This is a genomic window from Burkholderia sp. Ac-20345 (assembly GCF_017104825.1).
GTDB classification, from domain to species: domain Bacteria; phylum Pseudomonadota; class Gammaproteobacteria; order Burkholderiales; family Burkholderiaceae; genus Burkholderia; species Burkholderia lata_B.
Genome location: NZ_JAAGPO010000112.1, coordinates 18,663 through 32,904, shown reverse-complemented (window position 1 = coordinate 32,904; position 14,242 = coordinate 18,663). Strand labels below are relative to the sequence as shown.

The window sequence follows — 14,242 nt, the reverse complement described above, 5'->3', positions numbered from 1 at the left end:
ATCATCGGCTCGAGGAAGCGGATCCGCCGCACCGCGCCGTCGCCGCCGCGCCAGCGCCCGCCGCCGCCCGACCCGGCGCGGATCCGGTGCGAATCGAGCCGCACCGGGTAGCGCCATTCGAGCACCTCCGGATCGGTGAGCCGCGAGTTCGTCATGTGCGTCTGCACCGCGCCGACACCCGCGAAGCCGTCGCCGGCACCGCTGCCGCCCGCAATGGTCTCGTAGTACTGGTAGCGATCGTTGCCGAATGTGAAATTATTCATCGTTCCCTGGCTCGACGCGACGCAACCGAGCGCGCCGTACAGCGCGTTGGTGATGGCCGACGACGTCTCGACGTTGCCCGACACGACCGCCGCCGGATACTCGGGGTTCAGCATCGAGCGCGCGGGCACGATCACCGTGAGCGGCTTCAGGCAGCCGGCGTTCAGCGGGATGTCGTCGCCGACCAGCGTGCGGAACACGTACAGCACGGCAGCCATGCAGACGGCCTTCGGCGCGTTGAAGTTGTTGTCGAGCTGCGCCGACGTGCCCGTGAAATCGATTTCCGCGCGCCGCGCCGCCCGGTCGACGCGGATCGCGACGCGAATCTCCGCGCCGTTGTCGAGCGGGTAGCGGTACGCGCCGTCCTGCAGCGCGCCGATCACGCGCCGCACGGCTTCTTCCGCGTTGTCCTGCACGTGCCCCATGAACGCGAGCACGACGTCGCGGCCGAACTGCGCGACCATCCGGCGCAGCTCGTCGACGCCCTTCTGGTTCGCGGCGACCTGCGCGCGCAGGTCGGCCATGTTCTGCTCGACGTTGCGCGCCGGGTAGCGGCCCGACGCGAGCAGCGCGCGGGTCTCCGCATCGCGCAGCGTGCCGGCCGACACGAGCTGCCAGTTGTCGATCAGCACGCCCTCCTCGTCGATATGCGTCGAATCGGGCGGCATCGAGCCCGGCGTCGTGCCGCCGATGTCCGCGTGGTGGCCGCGCGAACCGACGTAGAACAGCGGCGCGTCCGAGCCGTCCGCGAACACCGGCGTGATGACGGTCACGTCCGGCAGGTGCGTGCCGCCGTGATACGGGTCGTTCAGCATGAACACGTCGCCGTCGCGCATCCGGCCGCGGTTGCGCTCGATCACCGTGCGGATGCTCTCGCCCATCGAGCCGAGGTGCACCGGCATGTGCGGTGCGTTCGCGATCAGGTTGCCGTCGCCGTCGAAGATCGCGCACGAGAAGTCGAGGCGCTCCTTGATGTTCACCGAGTACGCGGTGTTCTGCAGCCGCAGCCCCATCTGCTCGGCGATCGACATGAACAGGTTGTTGAAGATCTCGAGCCGCACCGGATCGGCATCGGTGCCGAGCGAGCGGCGCGTCGGCAGCGGCGTCGTGCGCGTCAGCACGAGGTTGCCCTGCGCGGTCATCCCGGCGCGCCAGCCGGGCTCGACGACGGTCGTGCCGTTCTTCTCCGCGACGATCGCCGGGCCGTCGATCGCGTCGCCGGCCAGCAGCGTGTCGCGCACGTAGAGCGCCGCGTCGTGCCATTGGCCACCGGAATAGAAGCGCACCGCGGAATGGGCGCGCAGCGCGGCTGCGTCGCCATCGCCGTCGCCGCGCTGCGCGAGCGGCGCGATCTCCACCGGCGCGTCGGAGCGGCCGATCGCCTCGACCGACGCGAGCTCGGCGACGAGCGGCGTGCCGGGCATCAGGAACGCATAGCGCTGCCGGTACGCGGCCTCGAACGCCTGCTGCATCTCGGCGACGCTGCCGGCCGGCACGTCGAGCGCCGAATCGGTGCCCTGGTAGCGCAGATGCACACGGCGCTCGGTTGCGATCCGCTCCGGCGGCACACCCTGTTCGAGCAGCGCGCCGACAGCCTCGTCGGCCAGCCGGTCGAGCGCGGCATTCAGCGCCGGCAGCGACGCGTCGGACAACACGGCCTCGACCGCACGCTCGCGCATCGCGGTCTGGTCGGCGAGGCCCATCCCGTACGCGGACAGCACGCCCGCGAGCGGATGCGCGAACACCTGCGTCATGCCGAGCGCGTCGGCCACGCCGCACGCGTGCTGGCCGCCCGCGCCGCCGAACGTCGTCAGCACGTAGCGCGACACGTCGTGGCCGCGCTGCACCGAGATCTTCTTGATCGCGTTCGCCATGCTGCCGATCGCGATTTCCAGGAAGCCTTCGGCGAGTGCCTCGGGCGTCTCGCGCCGCCCGGTCGCCGCGTGGATCTCGTCGGCGAGCGCCGCGAACTTCGCGACCACGCCGTCGCGATCGAGCGGCTCGTCCGCATGCGGGCCGAACACGCGCGGAAAATGATCGGGCTGGATCTTGCCGAGCATCACGTTGCAGTCGGTCACCGTCAGCGGGCCGCCGCGCCGGTAGGCGGCCGGCCCCGGGTTCGCGCCGGCCGACTCCGGCCCGACACGCAGCCGCGCACCGTCGAAGCCGAGCACTGAGCCACCGCCCGCGGCCACCGTATGGATGCTCATCATCGGCGCGCGCATCCGCACGCCGGCCACCTGCGTCTCGAACACGCGCTCGAACTCGCCGTGGTAGTGCGACACGTCGGTCGACGTGCCGCCCATGTCGAAGCCGATCACGCGCTCGAAGCCCGCTGCCTGCGCGGCCCGCACCATCCCGACGATGCCGCCGGCCGGGCCCGACAGGATCGCGTCCTTGCCCTGGAACGCATCGGCGCGCGTCAGCCCGCCGCTGCTCTGCATGAACTGCAGGTTCACGCCCGGCATCTCGTGCGCGACCTGCTCGACATAGCGGCGCAGGATCGGCGACAGGTACGCGTCGACGACGGTCGTATCGCCGCGCGACACCATCTTCATCAGCGGCGACACCTCGTGCGACACCGACACCTGCGTGAAGCCGATGCGGCGCGCCAGGTCGGCCAGCGCGCGTTCGTGCGCGGTGTAGCGATAGCCGTGGATCAGCACGATCGCGAGCGCACGCACGCCGGAATCGAACACGCGGCGCAGCGACGCCTCGGCGCCCTGCGCATCGAACGGCACGACGATGTCGCCGTGCGCGCCGATGCGCTCGTCGATCTCGACGACGGTTTCGTACAGCGCGTCCGGCAGCACGATGTCGAGATCGAACAGGCGCGGCCGGTTCTGGTAAGCGATGCGCAGCACGTCGCGAAAGCCGCGCGTCGTCGCGAGCGCGGTGCGTTCGCCCTTGCGTTCGAGCAGCGCGTTGGTCGCGACCGTCGTGCCCATCTTCACCATGTCGACGCGCCCGGGCGTGATCGGCTCGCCGGCGGCCAGGCCGAGCAGGTGGCGGATCCCGGCCACGGCCGCGTCGCGGTACTGCTCGGGGTTCTCGGACAGCAGCTTGTGCGTGACGAGCGTGCCGTCGGGCCGGCGCGCGACGATGTCGGTGAAGGTGCCGCCGCGGTCGATCCAGAATTGCCAGCGCGCAGCGTCGGAGGGAACGGGAGAAAGGTGTCGGTCAGTCATGATGTCGGGTCGATGCGTCGTTGAATCGAGGAACGAGCGCCGCCGCACGGCGCGCGTCGCGCGCCGTGTCACGGAGTCGATGAAAGGGGAAGAAAACGAAGGGCGGAGCGCCCCGCCGCTGACGTCGGTCAGGCGGCGTCGAGTTCGCGGCCGCGTGTCTCGGGCAGCGTCAGCGCGGCGACGATCACCACGCCGTACGCGGCGACCGCGAAGATGCCGATGCTCGTGCCGAGCCCGTACTCCTTCGACAGCGCGCCGATCAGGAACGGGAACAGCGCACCGATCGCGCGGCCCACGTTGTAGCAGAAGCCCTGGCCGGAGCCGCGCACGCGGGTCGGGAACAGCTCGGTGAGGAACGCGCCCATCCCCGAGAAGATGCCCGATGCGAAGAAGCCGAGCGGGAAGCCGAGCCACAGCATCGACGCGTTGGTCAGGTTCAGCGACGTGTACGCGAACGCGATCACCATCGAGCCAACCGCGAACAGGATGAAGTTCGGCTTGCGGCCGAGGCGGTCGGTCAGGTACGCGCTCGTCAGGTAGCCCACCCACGAGCCGAAGATGATCATCGCGAGATAGCCGCCGGTGCCCATCACCGTGAGGTGGCGCTCGGTCTTCAGGAAGGTCGGCAGCCACGTCGTGATCGCGTAGTAGCCGCCCTGCGCGCCGGTCGTCAGCAGCGCCGCGCGCAGCGTCGTCGTGATCAGCTTCGGCGCGAAGATCTCGGTGAGGCGCGGCGCATCGGCCACTTTCGCCTGCGCGGCCTTCTCCTTCTCGTAGACGTCCGGCTCCTTCACGTAGCGGCGGATCGCGACGACCAGCAGCGCCGGTGCCAGCCCGACGAGGAACAGCGCACGCCACGCCTGCTCGGCAGGCAGCACCGAGAACAGCAGCGCATACAGCAGCGCGCACAGCCCCCAGCCGATCGCCCAGCCCGACTGCACGAGGCCGACCGCCCTGCCGCGATCGCGCGCGCGGATCACTTCGCCGATCAGCACCGCGCCGGCGGTCCATTCGCCGCCGAAACCGAAGCCCATCAGCGCGCGCGCCGCGAGCAGCTGGTGGTAGCTCTGCGCGAGCCCGCACAGCGCAGTGAAGACAGCGAACCACAGCACGGTGAGCTGCAGCGTGCGCACGCGGCCGATCCGGTCGGACAGGATGCCCGCGATCCAGCCGCCGGCAGCCGACGCGAGCAGCGTGATCGTGCCGATGAAGCCCGCATCCGCGAGCGAGATGCCCCAGGTCGCGACGAGCGTCGGGATCACGAACGACAGCATCTGCGTGTCCATCCCGTCGAGCATGTAGCCGACCTTGCAGCTCCAGAACGCGCGGCGCTCACGCGGCTGCGCGTCCCCGTACCACGAGAACAGGCCGTTGCGCTCGGGGCTCGCGGGCTCCGCGGCGTTCGCCGCGAGGGTCTTGCTTTCCATGGTGGTGCTCCTGTCGTTATGCGCCGTCAAATGGCGATCGTGCGTGCGGGTGGTTATGCGGGTCGTCGCCCCGGATCAGAATACGGCCAGCGACGCGTTCGTGATGTCGGTCATCAGCATGTGGCCGGGTGTATGCGCGATCGCGATCGGCAGCTTCGCGTCCATCAATGCGGTTTGCGGCGTCACGCCGCACGCCCAGAACACCGGCAGCTCGCCGTCGCGGATCGTCACCGCGTCGCCGAATTCGGGGGCGTTCAGATCGGCGATGCCCAGTTCGCGCGGATCGCCGAGATGGATCGGCGCGCCGTGCACGCCCGGAAACCGGCTCGTGATCTGCACCGCGCGGATCGCGTCGGCGCCGCGCATCGGCCGCATCGACACGACGAGCTGGCCGCCGAAGATCCCCGCGCGGCGGTTCGGAATCGACGTGCGGTACATCGGCACGTTGCGCCCCTCCTCGACGTGGCGCAGGCCGATCCCTTCGCGGGCCAGCATGTCCTCGAACGAAAACGAGCAGCCGATCGCGAATACGACGAAATCGTCGCGCCACAGCGCTTCCAGCGACTCGACGCGCTCGGTCAGGCGGCCGTCGCGGTAGACGTTGTAGCTCGGCACGTCGGTGCGGATGTCCAGATCCTCGCCGAGCGCGTCGACCCGGAACGCGCCCGGTTCGCCGACGCCCAGCAGCGGGCAGGCTTTCGGGTTCGCCTGGCAGAAGCGCAGGAAATCGTGCGCGACCGCCTCGGGCAGGATCGCGAGGTTCGCTTGTGCGTACGGGCCGCAGTGGCCGGCGGTCGGGCCGCGGAACGCGCCGTGGCGCACGGACTGGCGGAATTCGGAAGGCGTCATGAGGTTCTATCGCAGATCGGTATGTCGTCGGGATGACGGTGCCGTGTCATCGGATACGGCGAAGAATAGAAAAGAAAAAATTTTGTCGCCAACGAGTTTTTTTGCGCTTCGTGTATAGAATTTCTTAACGGATCCTGGGGTTTTCCCCGGCTCCGTTCACTTTTCCTCACCGGCAAAGTGCGCATCCACCCATCGCCCGACCGCCATGAACACGCGTTTTCTCGAAACCTTCGTCACGCTCGCGAAGCTGCGCAACTTCCGCACGACGGCCGCCGCGCTGCACGCGACGCCGGCCGCGATCTCGCAGCGCCTGAAGGCGCTCGAGGACGAACTGCAGACGGAACTCGTCGACCGCGACAGCCGCGAATTCCGGCTCACGCCGAACGGCGAATACCTGCTCGGCTATGCGAAGGCCGTGGTCGAGGCGACGCAGGAGCTGCAGGCCGCCGCATCCGGCGAAAGCGCGCTGCGCGGCAAGCTGCGGCTCGGCGTGATCGAGACCGTCGTGCATAGCTGGCTGCCGCACTACATGCGGCGGCTGGCGGCCGACTATCCGCAGCTCGAAATCGACCTGACCGTCGACGTCAGCGTGGTGCTGCAGCGCCGGCTGATGGCCGGCGAGCTCGACCTGATCATCCGGGTGGAAGGCAGCGACGAGGCGTCGGTCGTGTGTGATGCGCTCGCGAACTATCCGGTGCGCTGGATCGCGCGCGCGGGGCTGCTGCCGAACACGCGCACGGGGCTCGCCAGGCAGGTGCTGCGCCAGCCGATTCTCACCTACGGGCGCGGGACGGCACCCCATCGCGCACTCGAGGATATCGTCCGCACGCTCGCTCATGCGCACGGCGTGCCGCTGGCGGAGACGCGCATCACGGGTTCGCCGTCGATCTCGGTGATCGTGCAGCTCGTGCGCGACGGGTTCGGCGTGGCGGCGATTCCGGTGCTGTTCGTCGATGCGTTGATCGAAAGCGGCGAAGTGGTCGAACTGCCGCTGCAGCCGTCGCCGCCGTCGATCGTCGTATCGATGTCGCGGCGGGCGGACGCGCCGAGGTTCGTGCATGGCGCGTCGATTGCGGCGCGGGCCGCGTGTCACGAATACTGCGAGAAGAGCAAGCGCTTGCTGGTCGAAGCGCTTTGATGCGGTACGGGCCCGCGCGGGGCGAGGCCGCACAGCCGGCACGCATTCGACCTCGCCGCGCGAATCGCGTACGCGCCGCTACAACGTTGAAGGGCACGGCCGCTGAAACGCCCGGCCGTGCCCCCGTCACCCGGCATCAACCGGGTCTTGCCTGCCTCAATGCGACCGGCCCGTATCCGTCCCCGGCGCGAACTCGATCCCCCGCAGCACTTCCGCAAACTTCGCAGTCCGCAGCACGGCGAACTGCTCGTGCGCAGCCGTCGTCGCGCTCGTGTTCTTCAGCACGTCACGCACGGCCACCAGCCGGTTCGGATCCGCACCGACATCGCCGTTGCCGCTGACCGTCGACGTAATCGCCCAGATCGTCACCGTGCCGTCGCGCTCGACGCGGCCCGTCAGGTTGCGCAGGCCGGCCGTCGCCGGTGCCCACGGCAGGCCCGTCGCCGAATTGTTGCCCGCCGGGTAGCCCGCGACCGAATACGGCTGGCCGAGGTTCAGCCCGTTCTGCAGCGTGTAGGCGAGCTTCCACTGCTTCGTGCCCGCGTCGTAGACCCACTTCTGCAGGCCCGCCGTCGTCTGCGCAGCCGCATGCGTGTACAGGTCCGCACCGCCCGTGTAGCCGTCGCCTTCGTCCGCGACATACAGCGTGTTCGCGTCCGCGAACCAGATCCCGAACGGATAGGCGAGCGTCGTCGCGGTCTTGTTCGGCGTGACCGGGAAGCCGGCCAGCACGCACATGTTGTTCGGCAGGCCCGCCGTCTGCAGCGTGGCTGCGTTGTAGGCGAGCGGCGCCGTCGGCAGCACGGCCTTCGGCGACGGCACGCCGACGCCCGACGGGCACGCGGTGCCGGTCGTATCGACGAAGTACACGGTGTTCACGCCGTTGCCGCCGCTGCCCTTCGTGTAGTACACGACGTTGTCGTGCACGGCGATGCCGCGGAAGTTGTCGTCCTTGCCGATCTTGTCGGCCTTCGCGCCGAGTTCCGTGACCGAGAAGCTCGCGAGCGGCGTCGGCACGCCCGGATCCTGCTGCGCTTCGTGATGCTTCGCGCCGTCGATCAGCTGCGCGCCCGCGCCGAGGATCACGTTGTCCGGTTGCGGGTTCGAGCCGTTGCCCGCATTGCCCGACGTGTAGTAGAGGTCATGGCCGTCGCGATTGTTCAGGATCGCCGCGCGGCCGTTGTTGCCGCTGTACGCGTTCGTCTCGGTGAAGCGGAAATGCCCGTGGCGATCGACGCGCGCGATCGCACGATAGAAATTCTGCCCGTCCGGATTCGTCGTATCGATTGCAAGCGGCGTGTTCGAGTTCGACACGTCGATCGCGTTGGCCGGCGCGACGTAGCCCATGAACGTCAGGTAGCTGCCGTCGAGCGACAGGTGCAGGCCGAGTTCCGACTTCGAGCTGAAGCTCGTCACCATCTGGTCGTGCGCGAAGCCTTTCTGCAGGCTGTTCGGCACTTCGAGCGTGCTGACGACGCCGCCGCCCGGCGTGATCTGGTCGAGGAAGATGCGCGACGTGATGCCGAAGCTGCCGTCGTAGCGGTCGTTGTTCCACACGTACGGATAGGTGCCGTCGTTCGGCGCGCCGGATGCCGTGCCGCAACCGCCGGTGGTCTTCGCGCAGTTCGGCGGCAGGATCGCACCGGGCTGGACGTTGCCCGACACGTTGTCGTACACGCTGCGGCTGAGGACCAGGAAGCCCGGCACGAAACCCGGCGCAAAACGGTTGTCGCCGTCGTTGTCGTGCGGGGCAGCCTGCGCGCCGATGCTCGCGGCAATCAGCGTCAGTGCAACGACAGGAACGGTACGATCGCGCAGCGCGCGGCGGCGCTTCGCGGACAAGGCGAAATTCGGCATGGACAAGGCTCCGTACGACATCGAGTGAGGACGTTGTTGGTGGACAGACTGACGACGTGAAGCCCCGCCACCTTAGCCATGCTTGATGAAGAATTGATTGCACGCGATGCAGCGGAAACCCGCGTGCGTACGCGGGTTTCCAGGCTCGGCACCGTGTTATTTATCCGTAATGCGAACGAAATGAATCAGACAGGCATTCAGGCGGATTGCCCCGCATGCGGCTGCGTGAGCTTGCCGTCGCCATACTCGCGCAACACTTTCGAAATCACGACGCGATAGCCGTCGAGCCAGCGCGCCTGCTTCGTCTTTGCCTCGAGATGCGCCGGGTGCTGCATCAGCTGCTGCAGCGCGGCCTCCGACTCCCAGTAGTAGACGTTCTGGATCAGCCCCGCTTCGGCGTTCTCCCACGTCTCTTCGCCGAGATAGCCGGGCGTCGCGCGCGCCATGTCGGCGATCTGCCGGTCGAGCCGGTGGAATTCGTCGTCGTATTGCCCGGCTCGGAAAATGAAGGTCGACGCGTACATGCGCGCTCCATCGAAGGGAATTGAAAGAGCGCCGATTGTAAGGCACGTGCGGCGTGCCGGGATCGTCACGCGGCGAGCGTATCGGCGCCTGGCCGGTCGTCGAGCCACGCGTCGATGCGCGGTGCGTCTTCACGCATGCCGGGCGCGGGCGCCGGCATCGCGGCCAGTACCTGTCGTGCACGTTCAAGCGCCTGCGCGAAGCCGCGCAATTCGCGCGTCGCGGGCCGGTCGTCGGCATGCCGGCGCGCGAGTGCCGCTTCAATGTTCATACCGGTCAACGCGAGTTGCGCATCGATGAACGTCAGGCACAGCGCGCGGCAATGCGCGGATATCGACGCGACGGCGAGCAGGACAGGCACGATCGACACGGTCAGGTAGCCGCCGGGCGCAAGCCGCGACAGCGCATGACGCACGTCCTGCCCGCCATCGGTCAATGATGCGAACACCGCGTCACGCCACACCGCGCGCTCGAACACGAGCGCATCGCGATACGCGTCGAGCGCCGCACGGTCCGCGACCTGTCCGGCCGTCACCAGCGGAACCGGAAATGAAGATTCAACCGACGATTGCGCGCTCGCCGTTTCGACGATGCAGTTCGCGCCGAGCCACGCCGCATCGTCGCGTCGTGCGGCCAGCACGCGGGACTGCAACCGGTCCGGCAGCATCGGATCGAGCGGCACCGCGCTGCAGATCGACGGCTTGTCCGCATGCACGCTGCAGCGGCCGTCGTCGGCCAGCGCCGCGCAACGGCCGAGCGACGGATAGTCGTAGCCCTGCAGCATCAGCGCGATCCATTCGTTCCCCGCGCTACCGGTGCGATGAAACAACCGCTCGGCCAGCGCATCGGAAGCCGAAACGTCGTCCGCGTCGAGCGCGTGCTCGCGGCCGCCCGCACGCCAGCGCTCGCCGATCCGCCGCTTCGGCACGCGACGGATCGTCAGTGCGCCGACGAAGCGCTGCCGATGCCGGAACAGTTCGCGCAACGACAGCGCCGGTGCGCTGTTACAGCAGCGTCCGCATGCGTTGCACGCGAGCAGGTAGGTGTCTACCACGGCCGCCGCACCGAATCCTGGTAGCGCGTGAGGATGAAGCGCGCGACGTCGTCCGAGTGATACGCGGCGACGAGCTGCGTCACCCACGGCTTCGCGCGATCGGCATCGCGCACCGTCAGCACGTTCGCATACGGCGAGCGCGCATCCTCGATGCTGATGCTGTCGCGCGCGGGTTGCAGCCCGGCACGCGCGGCATCGTCGCTGTCGATCGCGACGAACGCGGCCGTGTCGAGTGCCGCGTAAAGCCGATCGCGGCGCAGCGCGACGAGCTTCAGCCCGAGCCGGTTGCCGGTCACGTCGCGCAGCGTCGCATGCAGGCCGGCCTGCTCGCGCAGCGTCACCAGCGTGTCGTTCTGCAGCAGCACGAGCGCGCGTGCCATCCCGCGCGGATCGGCGGGAACCGCGACCGTCGCGCCGGGCTGCAGTTCGTTCAGGTTCTTCAGCTTGCGCGAATAGAGCGCCATCGGCAGCGTGACGGTCGGCGCGACTTCGGTCAGTGCGTAGCGCTTCTGCGCGCGCGTCGCGGCAAGCTGTTGCGCATCCTCGAAGCTGGCCGCATCGATCCGGCCATCGGCAAGCGCCGCGTCGATGCGCGATGCATCGTTGAATTCGACGATATCGATACCGAATCCTCGCGACGCGGCGACCCGCTTCACTTCGTCCAGGATCTGCGCATGCACGCCGCGCGTCACGCCGACGCGCACGGCCGGTTCGGCTGATTCGGCGGCAACGGTCGAACCCGACTGAACGGCCACGCACGCAACCATCAGCCACGCGCCCACCCAAACCATGACGCGCTTCATGACGCATCCCTCAGAATCGTGCGAAACCCGATATGCGACGCGCCGAGATCGGCTTCCTGCTGTTCGCGCGACGACGCGCGATAGCGCACGCAGTAATCGCGCGAGCACAGGAACGACCCGCCCTTGATGACCATCGGCGTATCGTGCCGGCGCGTGGGCGGCGCGACCGCCGCCGTGTCGCCGTTCGTATGCGACTGGTGCGGGCCCGTGTACGCGTCCTTCGTCCATTCCCATGCATTGCCGATCATGTCGTAGAGCCGGAACCCGTTCGCCGCGTAGCAGCCGACTGGCGCGAGCCCGGAATGGCCATCCTCGGCCGTGTCGAGCACCGGGAACATGCCCTGCCAGTAATTCGCGGCCGGCTTGCCCTGCGCATCGCGCGGCGCCGCGTCGAGCGATGCGTCGTCGCGGCCGGCCTTGCCCGCGTATTCCCATTCGGCCTCGGTCGGCAGGTCGCGGCCGAGCCAGCGCGCATACGCGAGCGCATCGCGCTGCGTGACGAGCGTGACGGGCAGGTTGCCGAGCCCGTCGACGCCGCTGCCCGGCCCGCGCGGATGACGCCACGACGCGCCCTTCACCCACGACCACCACGCAAGATCGCGCGCGTTCATCTCGTCGCGTGTCGGCACGTGGAACACGGCTGCGCCATCCTGCTGCTCGGCCTCGGTCACGTAACCGGTCGCCTGCACGAATGCGGCGAACTGCGCGATCGTCACGTCGGTCTGGTCGATCCAGAACCCGCCGACACGCGTGCGGCCATCGCCCACCGGGCGCTCGTCCGCGTAGCCGCGCGTGCTGCCGAACACGAACGCGCCGCCGCGCAGGTGCACCATCCCGGCCTTCGCGTCGTCACGCCACCCGGCCGGCAGCCCCGAATAGCGTGCGCACTGCCGTTCCGAGCCGAGCGGCGCGAGCGCGCGGCCGCGATTCGCGTCGTCGAATGCATCGCCCGCCGGTGCGACGGGATTCGCATAGCCGGCCGCGAACGCGGCGGCGAACAGCGTGCCGGCAAGCGCCGCGCCGATCGTCCAGAACCGGAACCGCATCGTGTCGCTCCCGGGTTCAGTAGTAGCCGCGCGGACGCAGCGGTTCGACACCGCCGACGTTGCTCATGTAAGTCTTCCACTGGTCGACCAGCGTGCTGATCACCGACGGGTTCTGTGCCGACACGTCGGTCGTCTCGCCGCGATCCGACGCGAGGTCGTACAGCTGCCAGTGACCATCGAGCGGCCCGAGCGGCGGCTCGGTCCACAGTGCCTTCCAGCGGCCGTCGCCACTGCGCAGGTACGCGCGGCCGTACGCTTCGTCGCCGAACGGCGCGGTATGCACTTCGCCCGTCGCCGTGCCCGTGAGCACCGGCAGCAGCGATTGGCCCGTGACCGGATACACGTAGCGGTTGTTGTAGACCACCTTGCCCTTGTTCTGGTCGACACCCGTCAGCGTGTTGACGAGCGGCGGCGCCGGCTGCGACGGCGGTGTGACGCCCGCGACCGCGAGGAACGTCGCCGTGTTGTCGGTCACGTGCGTGAATGCGCGCAGCGTCGGCAACTGCTGCGACTGGCCGGGCAGGCGCACGATCGTCGGCGTCGATACGCCGCCTTCGGCCGAATAGCCCTTCGTGAGCCGGAACGGCGACGCGCTCACCTCGGCCCAGCGCAGCCCGTACTGCAGGCGCTGCGCGTTCTGCTTGCCGTTGTCGGTGCCGAGCGTCGAGTAAATCGGATCCTGCCCGTTCGCGGTATCGGTCGCCGTCGGGTCAGCGCCGCCGTCGATCGGCCAGCCTTCCGCGCCGTTGTCCGACTGGAACATGATGAACGTGTTGTCGTATTCGCCGATGTCCTTCAGGTGCTGGATCAGGAGGCCGATGTTGTAGTCGAGGTTCTCGACCATCCCCGCATAGATCTCCATGTAGCGCGACTGTGCCTTGCGCTCTGCCGGCGACAGGCTCGACCACAGCTTGTCGACCTTGCCGGGGCCGTAGTCGCTGTAGCCGTCCGCGGCCGAATGCACCGCGCTGATGTATTTCGCGCCGGCCGTGCCGTTGTTCGCGGTCGCGGGCGACGCGGCCGTCGTTTCAGGCAGGCCGTCGAACGGCTTGAAATCGGCGGGGATCAGGCCGAGCGCCTTCTGCCGCGCGATCCGCGCGTTGCGGATCGCGTCGTAGCCGGCGTCATACACGCCCGCGTACTTGTGCAGCCAGGGATCGGGCACCTGCAGCGGCCAGTGCGGCGACGTGTAGGCCGCGTACGCGAAGAACGGCTTGCCGTCGCGCTTGTTCGAATCGATGTACGAGATCAGCTTCTGCGTATAGAAATCGGTCGAATAGAACACGGCCGGGCTGCCGCCCGAGCCGCCCGGCTGCCCGGGCTGGCCCGGTTGCACGTAGCGGCCGTCTTCCGTGTAGTTCGACGAGCCGGCCGGCTCATGCGCGAAGTGGTTCGTCGCCGCGCCGCCGAGCAGCACGTAGCTGTGCTCGAAACCCCACTGGTCCGGCGTCTGCCCGCTGCCCGTCGTGCTGCCGACGATCCCCGAACCGATGTGCCACTTGCCCGCGATGTAGGTGTGGTAGCCGGCATCCTTCAATAGTTGTGCGAACGACAGCGCACGGTCGTTCAGGTAGCCCTCGTAGCCGGGCAGGCCGCGCCGTTCGTCGGTCGGTACGCCCATCGTGCCTTCGCCGACGAGATGGTGGTCGGTGCCGGACACCAGCATCGCGCGCGTGATCGCGCAGACGGTGCCCGTGTGATGGTTCGACAGGATCCGGCCCGACGCGACGAGCGCGTCGAGGTTCGGCGTGTTGATCTCGCCGCCGAATGCATGGATGTCGGAATAGCCGAGATCGTCGGCCATGATGTACAGGATGTTCGGGCGTTTCGCCGCCAGCGGCGGCGTGGTGTTCGTTTGTGACGACGGCGTATCGCTGTCGACGCCGCCGCACGATGCGAGCGACAGCGCGCCGGCAATCGCGGCGCAAACGACACGGAAACGAAAAGCATGCAACGGCGACGCGGACTTTTTCATTGTTCTGAACGCTCGATCTACGGGATCGGCGATCTTAGCGTCGCGCGCACGGCACCCAAAGTCCGATTCGTCACATGCTAACGGGGTAGCGGAATATGCGCGCAAGCGGAATGCCGGCGATC

Annotated in this window: 10 protein-coding genes; 1 reads left to right on the top strand and 9 read right to left on the bottom strand. The window is 68.4% G+C overall.

The annotated features are described in order from the left end of the window. The 3 genes from G3O06_RS30805 to G3O06_RS30795 all read right to left on the bottom strand — a co-directional run. A partial coding sequence (locus G3O06_RS30805; RefSeq protein ID WP_205818465.1) for a hydantoinase B/oxoprolinase family protein occupies nt 1-3,449 on the bottom strand: 3,449 nt, incomplete at its 3' end. 128 nt (nt 3,450-3,577) lie between these two features. Continuing rightward, nucleotides 3,578-4,876, bottom strand: coding sequence for an MFS transporter (locus G3O06_RS30800; RefSeq protein ID WP_174968099.1), 1,299 nt, complete (start codon nt 4,874-4,876; stop codon nt 3,578-3,580). 75 nt (nt 4,877-4,951) lie between these two features. Next, a complete protein-coding gene (locus G3O06_RS30795) occupies nt 4,952-5,725 on the bottom strand; it encodes a putative hydro-lyase (RefSeq protein WP_011356168.1) in 774 nt (257 codons plus the stop codon). A gap of 205 nt (nt 5,726-5,930) precedes the next feature. Here G3O06_RS30795 and G3O06_RS30790 point away from each other — a divergent pair, with 205 nt between their 5' ends. After that, entirely contained in the window at nt 5,931-6,863 is a 933-nt protein-coding gene (locus G3O06_RS30790; RefSeq protein ID WP_205818464.1) for a LysR family transcriptional regulator, read from the top strand. A 156-nt stretch (nt 6,864-7,019) separates the two neighbouring features. Here the strand turns inward: G3O06_RS30790 and G3O06_RS30785 are convergent, their stop codons facing one another. The 6 genes from G3O06_RS30785 to G3O06_RS30760 form a co-directional block, all read right to left on the bottom strand. Then, nucleotides 7,020-8,720: a hypothetical protein gene (locus G3O06_RS30785; protein WP_205818463.1), complete on the bottom strand. Its 1,701-nt coding sequence runs from the start codon at nt 8,718-8,720 to the stop codon at nt 7,020-7,022. Between the two features lie 197 nt (nt 8,721-8,917). Next, on the bottom strand, nt 8,918-9,244 hold the full coding sequence (locus G3O06_RS30780; protein ID WP_174968097.1) for an antibiotic biosynthesis monooxygenase: 327 nt from the start codon (nt 9,242-9,244) through the stop codon (nt 8,918-8,920). 65 nt (nt 9,245-9,309) lie between these two features. After that, on the bottom strand, nt 9,310-10,296 hold the full coding sequence (locus G3O06_RS30775; RefSeq protein ID WP_205818462.1) for a YkgJ family cysteine cluster protein: 987 nt from the start codon (nt 10,294-10,296) through the stop codon (nt 9,310-9,312). Next, a complete protein-coding gene (locus tag G3O06_RS30770; RefSeq protein WP_205818461.1) occupies nt 10,290-11,099 on the bottom strand; it encodes a MetQ/NlpA family lipoprotein in 810 nt (269 codons plus the stop codon). The genes G3O06_RS30775 and G3O06_RS30770 overlap by 7 nt, the downstream gene beginning before the upstream one ends. Beyond that, complete coding sequence (locus G3O06_RS30765; protein WP_205818460.1) at nt 11,096-12,145, bottom strand: formylglycine-generating enzyme family protein; 1,050 nt, start codon at nt 12,143-12,145, stop codon at nt 11,096-11,098. The genes G3O06_RS30770 and G3O06_RS30765 overlap by 4 nt, the downstream gene beginning before the upstream one ends. Before the next feature lie 16 nt (nt 12,146-12,161). Beyond that, the gene (locus tag G3O06_RS30760) at nt 12,162-14,120 is read right to left on the bottom strand and encodes an arylsulfatase (RefSeq protein WP_205818459.1); all 1,959 of its coding nucleotides are present in this window, start codon (nt 14,118-14,120) and stop codon (nt 12,162-12,164) included. Nucleotides 14,121-14,242 lie beyond the last annotated feature (122 nt).